The sequence below is a fragment of the Catenulispora sp. GP43 genome (assembly GCF_041260665.1).
Classification (GTDB): domain Bacteria; phylum Actinomycetota; class Actinomycetes; order Streptomycetales; family Catenulisporaceae; genus Catenulispora.
This window is the reverse complement of the sequence record NZ_JBGCCT010000001.1, coordinates 671995-686019: the sequence shown is the minus strand read 5'-3', so window position 1 is coordinate 686019 and position 14025 is coordinate 671995. Positions and strand designations below refer to the sequence as shown.

The following is a 14025-nucleotide window of genomic DNA, read 5'->3' as shown; positions in this document are numbered from 1 at the left end:
GCAGCCTCCGCCGCTGGAACCGGGCCCTTCCGCCGTGCTCTACCGCCTACTTGCCGTTGACCTTCGTGATCCCCTGCACCAGGTTCGCCGGGGAGTCGAAGTGCGCGTGCCAGGCCAGCTGGCCCTCGGAGCCGTCGTTCTTCGGCATGATCTTGTCGGTGGCCGCCGAGGCGGACATGCCGGTGAACAGTGTGAGCGCGAACGCCAGGCCGACCATGCCGGTCTGGAACGGCACCGGCACCCGCCCGCCGGAGCGCCGTCCACGCTGCGCGGGCACCAGGGCCTCGCCCTCGGCGTCCGACTCCTGCGCCGCGGTCTCGGGCTCGCTCTCGGCCTTTGCAGCCGCTGCCTGCTGCCGCACGGTCGCCGTGAGCTTGCGGTGCTCGGCCAGGAACTCCTGCGCGCGCTCGCCGATCAGCTTGACGGCGAACACCGCCAGGATCAGGAAGCAGTACAGCGAGAAGGTCGTGGTGCGCGGCCAGTAGCGGACCAGCTGGTCGCGGTACTCATGCGAGGCCAGATAGAAGCGCATCAGCCAGCCGCCGGTGAGCAGGCCGGCGGTGAGCAGGACCGGGGTGCGGCGCATGCCGAGCCAGATCGCGACGCCGGTCAGGACCAGGACGATGGCGCCGAAGACGCCCACGCCGCCGAGCTCGCCGGTCGGCGGCCAGGTGCCGTTGCGGATGGCGTTGCCGGGCATGTCCGTGAGGTACACGAAGGTGTACGCAGGGTCCTGGCTGGTGCCGAAGAAGAAGTACGGGTCCGGCGCCTCGTGCAGCAGGCCGTCGATCAGGTGGTAGGAGGGGATCAGGAACCCGACCACCGTGGCGCCCAGCAGGGTCGCGCCGTGGCGCCATCCGGTGCGCCAGGGGAACATCACCGCGGCGCCCAGCGCGACGCCGAAGGCCGCCCAGTAGAAGGGGCCGGCGAACAGGATGAAGATCTCGCCGACCAGCAGGCCCCAGGCCAGACCCGCGATCGCCAGGTGCACCAGGCCCTTGGTCGGGCTGGTCTGCAGATAGCGCAGGAAGGCGATGACGATCGGGATGACGATGGCCAGCACCAGCGGCTCGTAGGCCTTGTACGGCTCGGCCAGCGTCGGCACGTACACCACGGCCAGCACGCACGCCCACGGCCGGGAGACGACGAAGCGCCACGCCAGGTAGGTCAGCGGGCCGAGCACCGCGGTGGTGAGGATCTCAGTGTGCTTCAGGCCCAGGAAGACGTTGTCGTGGCTGAACTTCGCGACGAACCAGACGATGCGCGGGTACAGCGGCGGGTAGCCGGGGTGCGTCATCTGGCCGTGCTGGAGCATGATCGCCCAGCGCTCCATGTCGCCGGCGTCGCCCGAGGTGCCGTTCAGCGGCAGGTTCGCGCCGCGCAGCGCCAGGTTCACCCCGGCGGCCAGGAAGCCCGAGGTGAAGCCGGGCAGCGCCGCGAAGGCGGTCCGCGCGGCGAGCAGCCGGTACTTCTCCGTGCGGCGCGCCAGCAGCAGGAACACCACCAGGGCCAGGGCCGGGACGAGGAACCGGAACTGCAGCGCGGCCAGCCCGCTGACCTGGCTGACCCGGTCCAGCGGGGCGAAGACCTTGATGGTCTTGGTGGAGACGAGCATCCACGCGGCGGCCGCGAAGGCCACGGCGGCCTCGTACAGCGGCCAGCGCCCGGCGGTCAGGGCCCGGGACCAGAGCTCGTTGGACGCTCGGATCCGGCCTGCGCTTCGCGGGCCCGCCTCAGGCTCCGCGGCGATAGTGGTCACGGTGTGTTCCTTACGAATCGCGATCTGGGGTTCGGTCTCGGCGGCCCGGGCACGGGGAGGGACGGGCCCAGCCCCCGTGCCGTCGGACGGGCTTGGCTCCTACTTCTTGCCGACCAGGCGGTTCAGCCGGTACTTGGTGCCCCACACGGTGGTCCGCCACAGCGCCTCGGCGACTATGTTGCCGCTCATCTTCGAGGCGCCGAGCTCCCGCTCGACGAAGGTGATCGGCACCTCGACCACCTTCAGACCGGCCCGCACCGTGCGCCAGGCCAGGTCCACCTGGAAGGTGTAGCCGGCGCTGGCGACCGACGCCAGGTCGATCTTCTCCAGCGTCTCCCGGCGGAACAGGCGGTAGCCACCGGTCGCGTCGGCCAGCTTCATGCCGGTGACCAGGCGGACCCAGGTGTTGCCGCCCTTGGACAGGATCTCGCGCCGCTTGGGCCAGCCGACGGTCTTGCCGCCGGGGACGTAGCGCGAGCCCAGCACCAGGTCGGCGTCCTGCGCCACCAGCGCCTTCAGCAACGCCGGGAAGTCCTCGGGGCGGTGCGAGCCGTCGGCGTCCATCTCGCAGATGACGTCGTAGTCGTGCTCGATGCCCCAGGCGAAGCCGGCCAGGTAGGCCTTGCCCAGGCCCTCCTTGCCGGCCCGGTGCATGACCTTGACCCGCTCGTCCGCGCCGGCCAGCTTGTCGGCCAGATCGCCGGTGCCGTCCGGGGAGTTGTCGTCCGCGACCAGCACGTGCACGTCGGGGTTCGCCGCGTGCACGCGGGCGACGATCTTCTCCAGGTTCTCCGACTCGTTGTACGTCGGGATGATCACCAGGACACTCAGGGCCTTGGCGTCGGACTCCACGTCGGTTTCGCTCCTTCGGGTCTGGTCGGGAGTGGCCCCGACCATGCCCACAGCGGCCGCTTCCGGGCGCAGGCGGGCGGTGGCCACAGCAGTCACCACGGCCAGGACCGAGGCGAATATCGAGAGGTTGAGGTGCTTGGCGGTGTCGATCCCGTCGAAGTAGGCCCCCGCGCCGAACTGCAGCAGGGCCACGACCGACAGGAACAAGGTCATCCACGCGAACGCCTTGCGCTCACCGGTGACCCGGTCGCGCTTGCGCGCCAGGCGCCGGACGGCGACCCAGATCGGGATGGCCCACAGCAGCAGCAGCGGGATCAGGCCCATGCCGCGGAACAGCCCCAGGACGCTGGTCACCGGGGTGAACCGCTTGTCGACGGTGTCGCCGCCGTTGGGGTAGTTGGCGTAGTTGCCGAGCGGGTTGGCCTGGTCCTTGTGCGACCCTCCGCACAGGCCCGTGTACGTGGGACGCACGTAGAAGAAGGCGTTCGCGGCGTCGTTGGCGACGCGGACCATGCGGTCCGGGTGCGTCAGCATGAACTTCCACGTGTTGCCGGTCTTCATCGCCGCCTGCAACGCCGGGTCGTTCGAGTGGTCGCGCGCCACGAACTTGTCGCCCTTGTTGGCCGGGACGTATATCCCGGTGTCCATCACGCTCGGCGAGTACGGCGGGCACCAGGCGGGCTTGCCGACCTGGGCGCTGTAGTAGAACGGCACGCCCATGGCCGCCATGTCGGCCTTCGGGTTCGGGCTGACATACAGCAGCTCGTTGAACAGGAAGTCGGCCTTGGTCTGCAGCGTGAAGTGCGGGTCCTGCTTCGGCGTCATCGCGACGCCCGCGAAGGCCAGGACCACCGCCAGCGCGGCGGGAACAACCCGGCTGCCGATGCGGCCCTTGAGTGGGCCGACCGTGACCGGGAAGGCCAGAAGCAGCACGGCCAGACCCACCATCGGCGCGTCCTGCGCCTTGGAGGTCACCAGGAACATCAGGGCGCCGCAGCCCAGAACCAGTCCGGCCCAGCGGGATCGGCCGGGACGGAACAGCAGCAGGATGGCCGGCAGCAGGAAGAGCAGGCCGATGACGGCCGAGATCTCGCTGAGCGGAGACGCGGCGAAGTCGATGAAGCTGGCGTCGGCGACGATGAGCAGCACGGCCCCGCACACCAGGTAGCGGGACAGGCGCGAAGTGCGCATGACCGCGAACAGCAGGCCGATCGCGACCCCGATGAACACGCATCCCACGGCGCCGAGCACGCGCAGGTCCAGGGCCGTGGGCCCGCCGTCGTGCCGCAACCCCAGCCACTTGGTGATGTAGTGCGCGGTGTTCATCAGGATCAGCTGGCTGGAGTTGTACGCCGGCTGCGGCAGGTCGATGTTCGTGGCGTTCTTCGTGCCGATGCCGTAGGGGGTCTTCGTGCAGTTCCACCCCTGCTTGATCACATATGTGAAGTTGACCCAGTGGCGCATCTGGTCTGAGTTGCCCGTGGTGTACAGCCCTAGGTGGCACAGCAGCCTGCTGCCGTCATAGTTGTCCGCCACGCCCACCGGGACCGGGAACATCAGCCGGACGAACAACAGTACGGCTGCGCTGAAGCCGACGGACACCGGTTCCACGACGCGCCGGGAGACGACCGCCAGTATTCGGGTCAGACCGGCCCGCGGGGCTTTGGGATCCGCAGCATCGGGCGTGCCGCTTCGCTCCTGGCTGGTAATGGACAACGGGGACCTCTTAGAGACTACGCAGACCGGCTTCCAGGTCCGGATGGATTAGAACGCACGATGACGGGCAGCGAGCCGCGCGACAGTAGAGGTTACCCGGTGGACGGCGGTCATGGGCTGCCGGTCCGGGTAAGAGGGGGAGGAATCAAAGGTTTGTCGCGTATGGTGCTCCGATGATCGCATAGGGTGATGTGCCTCTGAGGAAACGCCTCAACGTCCACTGCCCCTTCATCTCGGCGATCGCCGACGGGTCACTGCGGCGGGTGCCAATGCCCCGGCCGACGACGTAGGCGACGAGTGACCTGAACAAATGTCGCATGCCTGGGCCGAGTTCAACCTCGTCGGCATGGCAGTTTCACCTCGTATGAGCCAATAGTCTGTCACCTTCGCGACGCGGCCACCCGGCGCGAAGACTTGTGCGAACATCAGTTCCCTGATGTGATCATCTGGCTCCTCCGCCTGGAGGGGCTCGGCAGGGCCACAAGGCGCAGCGCGATCCGCGTAGACGCGTTTTGAGGTGTCAGCCGATGCAACGTTCTCATCCCACGGAACGGGATCGATCACTATGGCTAGTATCCTGACACCACGACAAACCCGACGTCGATTCCTCACCAGATCGGCCACGACTGCCGCAGCATGTGTAAGCCTTGCCGGCGGCCTCCTTGCGACGGCGCTTGCGAACCCGGCTTGGGCGTCCTCGCCGACGCCACCCGATGTCCGATCCAATCTGGCAAAGCCGTTGACGAGCGTGCAGGCGGGCGCTGTGGCGGTACCCGCGGCGGTCAAGGTGGTCGCGACGGTGGACGGCGTCAACCTGACGATAGGTGCCAACGTGCTTCCGGCGACCTCCGCCAAGGTGTCCGAGGCAGGCTCGCCAGTGCCGGAAGCCGTGATCCAGAACCAGCAGTCGAGCTATGAGTTCACAGTAACTGCCGTCCCCGCCGGCCACCCCGACCCCCTCGACTTTCCCGAACTCGGCGCAGCCAAGCCCGGCGACAGTCCGGCATGGGCCGCAGCGCTGGGCAAGGCCCGCGACGGGCAGGGCGGCGCCAGCCACCCGGGACCCGCAGCCCACCTGTTCGGCCGGACCGTCAAAGGCATCGAAAGCAATCCGAACATTCCGTTCGACGGTGTGCACCTGCAAAAGACCGACATGATCGAATGGGTCACCGAAGCCGGAACCCGCACCTTCATCATCCAGATATCCAAGCTGGCCAGCGAACAAGTGCCGGGATTCGGCACCGGCATCACCATCGACGGCACTGGGCTGGCCTCGCCAACCTCGATCGGACAGACCGCACCGTCCGACCAACAGACGGCCCAGACCACGGCCGGCGCTCACACCGTGCCCAGGCTGACTGCTGCCACAACGAGCGCATCGGTGCTGCCGACGTTGTCCGAACCAACTTGGTGGGGCGGCACACCGTGTGACACGGTCTCAGGGCATAGCCCGGGCAGCTACCAGCTTGGCTCATCCAATGTTCGTGGCATTATCGCGTGTGGCCCGAACAACGACACCTATTCGGCGCTGGGCTGGAAAGACTTTGAGTGCACAGAACTCGCTGGCAGATACATGTATCAGGCCGGCTACATAACCGGCGGCTACGGCGCAACCGGCGGCACCATAGTCTCCAACTTCCCCAACGGCAAGCTCACCAAGGTCACCAACGGCCACGCCACCAGCTCGTCCCCGGCAGCGGGCGATGTGATCAGCATGGCAACACAACACGCCACGGGACACGTCGCACTCGTACTGGGCAACTACGTCGACTCGACAGGCAACGGCTACATCACCCTGCTGCAGCAGAACTTCTCCTCCGACGGCTCTGGACGGATGAATGTCGTCAATGGAGTGGTCCAGTCCGAAGAGACCGGAAATGACAGCACCCAGCCCCAGTACACGGACGGTGTCGGCTGGCTCCACGACCCCGCCGGCGACACCCCGCCTCCGCCGCCCGCGCCTGCGGCGCCATCGGTGAGCATCACAAGCCCGGCCGGCGGGTCGCTCGTCAACGGAACAGTGACGATCACAGCGTCGGTGTCTGACAGTACTCCGGGTGCCACGTTCAGCACCCAGTTCTACGTCAACGCAGGCAGCGGCAACAATGCCTGGGGCGCCCCGGTGGCCGGGGCCAATCCGTCCATCACCTGGTCGAGCAGCCAGGTGCCTTTGAACACTCCTGTCACCTTTGGCGCTGTCAGCACTGCTTCCAACGCGGGCGGGAAAAGCGGTAACGGCCTCGCGCCGGGCGTTACCGTCACGGTCGGCTTGCCGCCGACGGCTGGCGCTACTCGGTCCACGGTGATCGCGCCGAATGGCCACATGTATCAATTCGTCCGTGGCAGTGACAGCACTTTGCGCATGTGGAGCGCGGACTTCGCCAACGGCTGGCAGGACCAGGGCACCAACCTCGGTGGGGGCACCATCGCCGGCGAGCCGTCCGCGATCATCGCGCCGAATGGGCACGTGTACATCTTTGGGCGGGGGACAGATTCGACCTTGCGTATGTGGAGTGCGGACTTCGCCAACGGCTGGCAGGACCAGGGCACCAACCTCGGGGGTGTCGCGATTGCGACAGATCCAGCGGTCACGATCGCCCCCAATGGCCACATGTACGTCTTCGCTGGCGGGACCGACGGGGCTCTGCACATGTGGAGTGCGGACTTCGCCAACGGCTGGCAGGACCAGGGCACTGATGCCTACGGCACCGTGGCCAGCACTCCATCAGCCGCCATCGGCGCGAACGGCCATATGTACATCTTCGCAGGCGGAGCGGACAAGGCCTTGCACATGTGGAGCGCGGACTTCGCCAACGGCTGGCAGGACCAGGGCACCAACCTCGGCGGAAGTGTCGGAGGCGAGTCTGAGGTCCTCGCGGCCAACAAGAACATGTACGTCCTCGCACGAGGTGGCGACGGGACGCTCCGCATGTGGAGCACAGACTTCAACGGCTGGACAGACTCCAACACCAACCTCGGCGGCAGCATCGCCAGCGACCCGTCAGCGATCATCGCGCCGAACGGGCACATGTATGTCTTCGCTCGCGGGACGGACGCCACGCTGCGCATGTGGAGTGCTGACTTTGCCAACGGCTGGCAGGACCAGGGCACCAACCTCGGCGGAAGTATCGCCAGCTCTGCATCCGAAGTCATCGCCAACAACGGCAGCATGTATATCTTCGCCGGCGGCACCGATTACACGCTGCGGATGTGGAGTGCGAACTTCACGAGCGGCTGGCAGGACCAGGGCACCAACCTCAGCGGAAGCATTTGGTTCTAGCTTCGGCGTCGTTCAGTTCGGTGTGGACTGGTTCTAGTTCTGCCGGTTCCATAGAAATAGAACCCGCGTCCTGTGGCTCCCGAATACGGAACCACAGGACGCGGCCAGGGCAGTGATGTTGGATGCTGAGCCCGGCCTCCGGAGCCTTCTAGGAGAACCGAGTCGGTTCGTTGGGCTGGAGGACGGCTGTAGCGGTCTCCTGACGAGGGATCGTCGAACGGCGACGCCGTGGCCCCGGTGCGCTGGCATCCGCGGTGCGCACCGCTTCGATGGACTTGCCGATGCCGTCCTTGATGAGCCGTTGACTGGGCTTTTCGATGAACCGGTGCACAAGCCAGCAGATGCCCAGCAGCACGACGAACATGAGCGGCAGCATTATCTTGGCCGACATCTTGGGGTACAGATAGGCGATCGCCGTGAAGCCGATCTCCTGGTGCAGCAGGTAAAGCGGATAGGTGAGTGCGCCCACCACTGTCAGGCCCTTCCAACGGACCCAGTCGAGCTTGTGCAGGGCGATCAAAGCCATTGAGCCGTAGCAGGCGGTGATGACCAGGACCATCGGCCACATCGGTGCGTTCCATCCGAACGCCACCTGCGGCTGGGGCTGAAGTTGAGCCTGCGCGACGAGGAAGGTGATGCCGACCAGTCCCCACAACAGGAGATTGGGGCCGAACTTCCACATGAGGAAGAAGGCGATGCCGCCGATGAAGTAGGGCGCGTAGTCCGGCTGGGTGATGGCGTCCAGTGTCCCGTTGCCGCTCATGGCGGTCAACATGGCCACGAACAGCCACAGCCAGCAGAAGTAGAGCACACGGCGGTAGGTGACGCCGAAGGCGACGACGATCGCGAACAAGAGGTAGAAGCGAAGCTCTTGCGCCAGTGTCCAGTACACGGGGTCGGCGTCGGCGCCGCCGAAGAAGTGCTGGAGCATCGTGAGATTGGCCAGGCAGGTCCGGAACAGGGAGAAGTTCCCTTGCACTCCTAGCCGGGGAAACAGCAGCACCACGGCCGTGGTCGCGAGGACGGCGAACCAATAGGCGGGGAACAGCCGGGATATCCGGGAAGCGCCGAACTGGCCGACAGTCCGGCCCCAACTGCTCATGCAGATGACGAAGCCGCTGATCAGGAAGAAGAGCTCGACCCCGAGCCCGCCATAGGTCAGGGCGTCGGTGATCGAATGGGGGAAGATCTGACGGCCGTAGGTCACCCCGTACGGTTCTGCTCTCTGAGCGCCATAAGCACCCACGCCGTTACCCAGCGCGACCCAGTGCATCCCAACCACGGAAGCGGCCGCTATGAAGCGCAGTAGATCCAGCGCGTACAGGCGAGGCGCACGGCTCTTGGCCGGGGTCGCGGCGGGCGCAGGTGCGAATACGGACGCTGCAACGGGCGCGGGCGCCTCCAGGTCTCCGGATGGTTCCATCTTGGCCGTCGCCCCCACTTCGAACTCCTTCACCGTGTCGCTCATCGGTGCCACCCCGCCCACGCCGACTCCACCATCTCGCGCACGTCCCTTCGCGTCGTCCAGCCCAGTTCCTGCCGGATCCGGTCCGCTGAGGCCGCCGAGCGCGCCGGGACGCCGTCCCGGCGCGCCTCGACGGCGCCGGTCAGGCCCGGGGGCGGGTCGGCGATCAGCCGGCGGGCCGCCGCGGTGTGGGCCTCGGCGAGGTCTGCGACGTGGATGTAGTCGCGGATGCCGGTGCCGTCCGGGGTCGGGGGCTTGAGCTTGCGCGCGGTAGGGCTGGAGCTCAGCGCCACCACGGTGTGCAGCACGTCACGGCTTCTCACGGGGCTGGTTCGGACTGCGATGGAGACGACGCCGCCCCCTGGTGCGGAATCAGGAATGCGCGACTTCTGCTGCTCCGGCCGGCCGGCTGGGCGCCTTCGTCGGCGCGCCGCATGGCCAGCAGGGAGTTCTTGACGCCGTTCTTCAGCAGGCGCTGCACAGTCGGCTCGACGAACCGCTGGACCAGGTAGCACAGCACGAGGATGCCAAATGCGGCCAGGCCCAGCGTGGGCCAGAACGACAGGTGCCGGTGCAGGTAGGCGATCATCGTGAAGCCGATGTCCTGGTGGAGCAGGTACAGGGGATAAGTCAGGGCGCCGAGCGTGGCCAGCGGCTTCCACCGGACCCAGTCGAGCTTGTGCAGCGCGATGAGGGCCATCAGTGCGAAGAACAGCACCAGGCACAGCAGCATCGGCCAGCGCGGGTAGGCCCAGCCGATCTCGGGGAACGAGAGCGGGTCTGGGGCGGTCTGCGACTGCGCGATCAGGAACGACACCCCGACCAGCGCCCACAGCAGCATGGTCGGCCCGAAGCGCCATATCAGGAAGAACGCCACGCCGGCGATGAAGTACGGCGCGTAGGCCGGCTGCAGGATCTGGTTCAGCGTGCCATTGCCGGTGACCTTGGTGAACATCGCCGCGAAGACCCAGAGCCAGCAGAAGTACATGACCCGCCGGTAGGTCACGCCGAATGCCACGACGATGGCGAACAACAGGTAGAAGCGCAGCTCGGCAGCCAGGGTCCAGTACACCGGGTCGATGTCGTGGACGCCGTAGAAACTCTGCGTCATGGTCAGGTTCATCAGGACGTCGTTGAACGTACCGGGCCACCTGTGCACACCCAGGCGGGGGAGGGCGAGCAGCACCGCGATCGAGGCGAGCACGGAAAACCAGTAAGCGGGGTACAGCCGCGAGACGCGCGAGGCGCCGAACTGGCCGAGCGTGCGGCCCCAGCTGCTCATGCAGATCACGAAGCCGCTGATCAGGAAGAAGAGCTGGACGCCCAGGTCTCCGTAGGTCACGACCGCGACGAGCGGGAACGGCGCTATGTGCCTGGGCTGCGCTATGCCCCAGGCGTAGACCCAGTGGTTGCCCACGTAGGCGGTTCCGGTCGCCACCCAGTGGCGCAGCACGACCACTGCCGCGGCGATGAAGCGTATGAGGTCGAGCGCGTAGAGCCGTGGAGGGCGGGCCGTGGGAGCGGCCGCGCCGCCGGGCGGCGCGGGCTTCACATTGCTGTCGGTCCCGGTGCCCGCCGCCGTCACCCCGGCTGTCCCCACTCCTTCAGTCACCGGCGCCATCCCGCCCACGCCGACTCCACCATCTCGCGCACGTCCCGGCGCGCCGTCCACCCCAGCTCCTCGCGGATCCGGTCGGCGGAGGCCACCGAGCGGGCCGGGTCGCCGGGCCGGCGCGCCTCGACGGCGCCGGTGAGGCCGGGGTCGCCGATCACGGCGCCGACGGTGTGGATGATCTCGCGCACCGACACGCCCACGCCGCGGCCGGCGTTGACGGTCAGCGCGGTCTGCGGGTCGGCGATCAGCCGGCGGGCTGCCGCGGTGTGCGCTTCGGCCAGGTCCGCGACGTGGATGTAGTCCCGGATGCCGGTGCCGTCCGGGGTCGGATAGTCGTCGCCGAAGATGCGCGGGGGCAGTCCGGCGTCGACGCGTTCGAAGATCAGCGGGATCAGGTTGGCCGCGCCGCGGTCGGCGAGCTCGGGGCTCGCGCTGCCCGCGACGTTGAAGTAGCGGATGTTCACATAGCTGAGCGGCTGGGCCACGGCCGCGGCGGCGATCATCTGCTCGCCGATCAGCTTGGTCAGCCCGTAGGGGCTCAGCGGCGCGCAGGGCGTGTCCTCGGTGACGAACTCGACGTCCGGCATGCCGTACGCGGCGGCGCTGGAGGAGAACACCAGGGAGCGCACGCCGTGCTCGCCCATGGACGCCAGCAGGATCCGCAGGCCTTCGACGTTCTCATGGAAGTAGTACAGCGGTTTGGCGACCGACTCGCCGACCTGCTTCTTGCCGGCCAGGTGCACGACGCCGGTGATGCCGTGGTCCCCGAAGGCGCGCTCCAGCGCGGCCGGGTCCAGGACCGTGCCCATGACCATCGGCACGCCGTCCGGGACGCGCTCCTTGAACCCGGTCGACAGGTCGTCGAGCACCGCCACGTCGTGGCCGTCGGCGAGCAGCGCGCGCACCACGTGCGCGCCGATGTAACCGGCGCCGCCGGTCACGAGCCAGGTCATCGGGCGGGTCCTCCAGAAAGGGTGGTCTGCGGCTCCTGCTCCTGCTCGTGCGCCGGAGCCTGGGCCGGCACCTGCGGTGCCGTGGCGGTCACCACCTCGGGCGGCAGCTGCGCGTCGCGCAGGGCGATGGCCCGAGCCAGGTCGGTGAACCGGCGTTCGAGGTTGCGGAAGCGCAGGAAGGTGTTCACCGCGAAGAACGCGAATGCCGCGACCAGCATGTACAGCAGCAGGTCCGCGCCGCGGCCGACCCCGACCTTGTGGGCCAGCCAGGTGGTGTCGTTGGGCCGCAGCACCGCGTCCAGGCTCAGGATCAGGAAGACGACGAACCCTATGCGCTTGAACGCCTGCGTCTTGACCGAGTGCGAGCTGCGGATGAAGAACACGAACAGCACGACCGCGACCGCGATCAGGATGATCTGGATCAGCATGAGTGCTACGCCCCTCGCTGTCGGACCGACAGGTCGAACAGTATGTTGACGCCGTTGATCAGCGACTGGCCCTTGGACCGCGAGTAGTCGGTGTACAGGATGGTCACCGGGACCTCGCGGACCTTCAGTCCCGAGCTCGCCAGGAAGCCGACGATCTCCGAGGCGTGCGCCATCCCGTTCATGGTGATCCGCAGCCGGGAGGCGGCCTCGCGGTTCATCACCCGCAGCCCGTTGTGGGCGTCGGACAGCTTCAGCTTGCGCGCGGTGGGGCTCAACGTCACCACGGTGCGCAGCACGATCCGCTTCAGCAGCGGGATCTGCTCGTTCTGCTCCAGGAAGCGCGAGCCCAGGACCACGTCGGCGCCCTCGGTGCGGGCCACGGCGAGCATCGTCTCGGCGTCCTCCACCCGGTGCTGGCCGTCCGCGTCGAAGGTGACCAGGTACCGCATGCCCGGCTGGGACAGCGCGTAGGCGATGCCGGTCTGCAGGGCCGCGCCCTGGCCGAGGTTGACCGGGTGCCGCACCAGGTGCGCGCCGGTCCCGGCGATCTTCTCGGCCGAGTCGTCGCGGCTGCCGTCGTCGACGCAGACGATGTTGGGGAACGTCTCGCGCGTGCGCTCGACGACGTCGCTGATGACGGCGCCTTCGTTGTAGACCGGGATCACGATCCACACGTCGTCGTAGTCGGTCATCGTCGCGCACCTCCTTCTTGGTTTTCTGACGCCGGCTGGGGCGGATCCGGTTGCCAGCCCGGGTACCGGCCCGGCAGCGGGGATCAGGGGGACGCCGCCCGCGGCCCGGACAAGGCGACGACGGCTCATGGTACTTAACAAAGCGCGCCACTAGGCGCCGGTCCGTCGAATGGCGGACCGGCGCTGATACACCTAGCGGACCCGAATTGTCCGGAAAATCTCAGATGGTGCCGTTCTCCACCGCGGTGACGATCCACGGGATCACCTCGTCGAGCATCTGCTCCAGCGAGGTGTCTGCGGTGAAGCCCAGGACCCGCTCGGCCTTCTCGGTGGCCGGCACGCGGCGCTGCACGTCGTACTCGAACGGATCGTCGGAGACCAGGGTCAGCGGGACGTCCGGGCCCTTGATCTTGGCCCAGATCGCCTCGGCCAGCTCCCTGACCGAGTGCCCGGCCGGGGTGGACAGGTTGAAGTCGTCGTTCAGCGCCGCCGGGTGCGCCATCGCGGTCACGATGCCGCGGGCCAGGTCGCCGCCGTAGGTGTAGTGGCGCACCTGCTCGCCGGTGCCCAGGATGTGCAGCGGGTCCTGGCCCTTGACGATCTTCTGCACCAGGTCCGGCACCACGTGGCTCATCGCCAGCTTGACGTTGCCGGACAGGATCTCCTCGTCGCCCAGCGCGCGGGACTCGCCGATACCGACGCAGTTGAACGGCCGCACGATCGTGTACGGCAGCTTGTACTGGTCCCACGCCGCGCGCGCGAAGTACTCCACGGCCAGCTTCTGGAAGCCGTAGGACGACAGCGGCGGCGGCACCTTGCGCTCGGAGCCCTCGACCGACGGCCACACCTCGGTGGACTCGAAGACCATCGAGGAGGACATGTACGTGACCTTCTTCAGCCGGCCGTTGCCGCTGTTGTGCGCCTTGATGGCGGCGTCGCACGAGGAGGCGATGATGCGCTCGTTGGTCGCCAGCAGGTCGTAGGCGTAGGTGTGGAAGTAGGAGATGCCGCCGATCAGCGCGGCACCGGCGATGAAGTGGTCGCAGTCCGACAGCAGCTCGGTCATCAGAGCGGTGTCGCGGACGTCGCCCTCGTGGAACTGGTAGTCCGGGTGGTCGTCGTACGACTTCACGATCTTGCCGTACTTCGAGTAGTTGTCGATGCCGACCACGGTGTAGCCGCGTGAGAGCAGCTCCTCCACGACATAGCCGCCGATGAAGCCGGCCGAGCCGGAGACGAGGACTTTCTCAGACATGGGTATCGCT

General features: G+C 67.5%; 9 protein-coding genes and 1 pseudogene. 1 reads left to right on the top strand and 9 read right to left on the bottom strand.

Annotated features, from left to right (window positions below; genetic code table 11):
* Window positions 1–46 precede the first annotated feature (46 nt).
* On the bottom strand, window positions 47–1759 hold the full coding sequence (locus tag ABH926_RS03055) for a hypothetical protein (protein WP_370363690.1): 1713 nt from the start codon (window positions 1757–1759) through the stop codon (window positions 47–49).
* Window positions 1760–1858: 99 nt separating this feature from the next.
* Window positions 1859–2656, bottom strand: a complete 798-nt coding sequence (locus ABH926_RS03050) for a polyprenol monophosphomannose synthase (RefSeq protein WP_370363824.1) — start codon at window positions 2654–2656, stop codon at window positions 1859–1861.
* A 2419-nt stretch (window positions 2657–5075) separates the two neighbouring features.
* Here ABH926_RS03050 and ABH926_RS03045 point away from each other — a divergent pair.
* The gene (locus ABH926_RS03045) at window positions 5076–7607 is read left to right on the top strand and encodes a CHAP domain-containing protein (protein ID WP_370363823.1); all 2532 of its coding nucleotides are present in this window, start codon (window positions 5076–5078) and stop codon (window positions 7605–7607) included.
* A 148-nt stretch (window positions 7608–7755) separates the two neighbouring features.
* On the opposite strand, the gene ABH926_RS03040 is transcribed toward ABH926_RS03045, so the two are convergent.
* From ABH926_RS03040 to ABH926_RS03010, 7 genes and pseudogenes are all read right to left on the bottom strand, one after another.
* Window positions 7756–9075 (bottom strand): acyltransferase family protein, encoded by a 1320-nt coding sequence (locus ABH926_RS03040; RefSeq protein ID WP_370363689.1) that lies wholly within the window; start codon window positions 9073–9075, stop codon window positions 7756–7758.
* Window positions 9072–9323 (bottom strand): annotated as a pseudogene (locus tag ABH926_RS03035) (UDP-glucose 4-epimerase GalE); the annotation flags it as partial. The gene ABH926_RS03040 and the pseudogene ABH926_RS03035, both read right to left, overlap by 4 nt.
* 68 nt (window positions 9324–9391) lie before the next feature.
* A complete protein-coding gene (locus tag ABH926_RS03030; protein ID WP_370363687.1) occupies window positions 9392–10684 on the bottom strand; it encodes an acyltransferase family protein in 1293 nt (430 codons plus the stop codon).
* A complete protein-coding gene (gene galE, locus ABH926_RS03025; RefSeq protein WP_370363686.1) occupies window positions 10681–11640 on the bottom strand; it encodes a UDP-glucose 4-epimerase GalE in 960 nt (319 codons plus the stop codon). Before galE ends, ABH926_RS03030 begins: the two co-directional genes overlap by 4 nt.
* Window positions 11637–12068 (bottom strand): DUF2304 domain-containing protein, encoded by a 432-nt coding sequence (locus ABH926_RS03020; RefSeq protein WP_370363685.1) that lies wholly within the window; start codon window positions 12066–12068, stop codon window positions 11637–11639. Before ABH926_RS03020 ends, galE begins: the two co-directional genes overlap by 4 nt.
* A 5-nt stretch (window positions 12069–12073) precedes the next feature.
* Window positions 12074–12760 (bottom strand): glycosyltransferase family 2 protein, encoded by a 687-nt coding sequence (locus tag ABH926_RS03015; RefSeq protein ID WP_370363683.1) that lies wholly within the window; start codon window positions 12758–12760, stop codon window positions 12074–12076.
* Window positions 12761–12980: 220 nt separating this feature from the next.
* Complete coding sequence (locus ABH926_RS03010) at window positions 12981–14015, bottom strand: NAD-dependent epimerase/dehydratase family protein (RefSeq protein ID WP_370363681.1); 1035 nt, start codon at window positions 14013–14015, stop codon at window positions 12981–12983.
* Between the last annotated feature and the right edge of the window lie 10 nt (window positions 14016–14025).

Coding starts and splice junctions, on each gene's coding strand:
- galE (WP_370363686.1), bottom strand. CDS start 11,640: ATGACCTGGCTCGTGACCGGCGGCGCCGGTTACATCGGCGCGCACGTG.
- ABH926_RS03050 (WP_370363824.1), bottom strand. CDS start 2,656: ATGGTCGGGGCCACTCCCGACCAGACCCGAAGGAGCGAAACCGACGTG.
- ABH926_RS03020 (WP_370363685.1), bottom strand. CDS start 12,068: ATGCTGATCCAGATCATCCTGATCGCGGTCGCGGTCGTGCTGTTCGTG.
- ABH926_RS03040 (WP_370363689.1), bottom strand. CDS start 9,075: ATGAGCGACACGGTGAAGGAGTTCGAAGTGGGGGCGACGGCCAAGATG.
- ABH926_RS03010 (WP_370363681.1), bottom strand. CDS start 14,015: ATGTCTGAGAAAGTCCTCGTCTCCGGCTCGGCCGGCTTCATCGGCGGC.
- ABH926_RS03015 (WP_370363683.1), bottom strand. CDS start 12,760: ATGACCGACTACGACGACGTGTGGATCGTGATCCCGGTCTACAACGAA.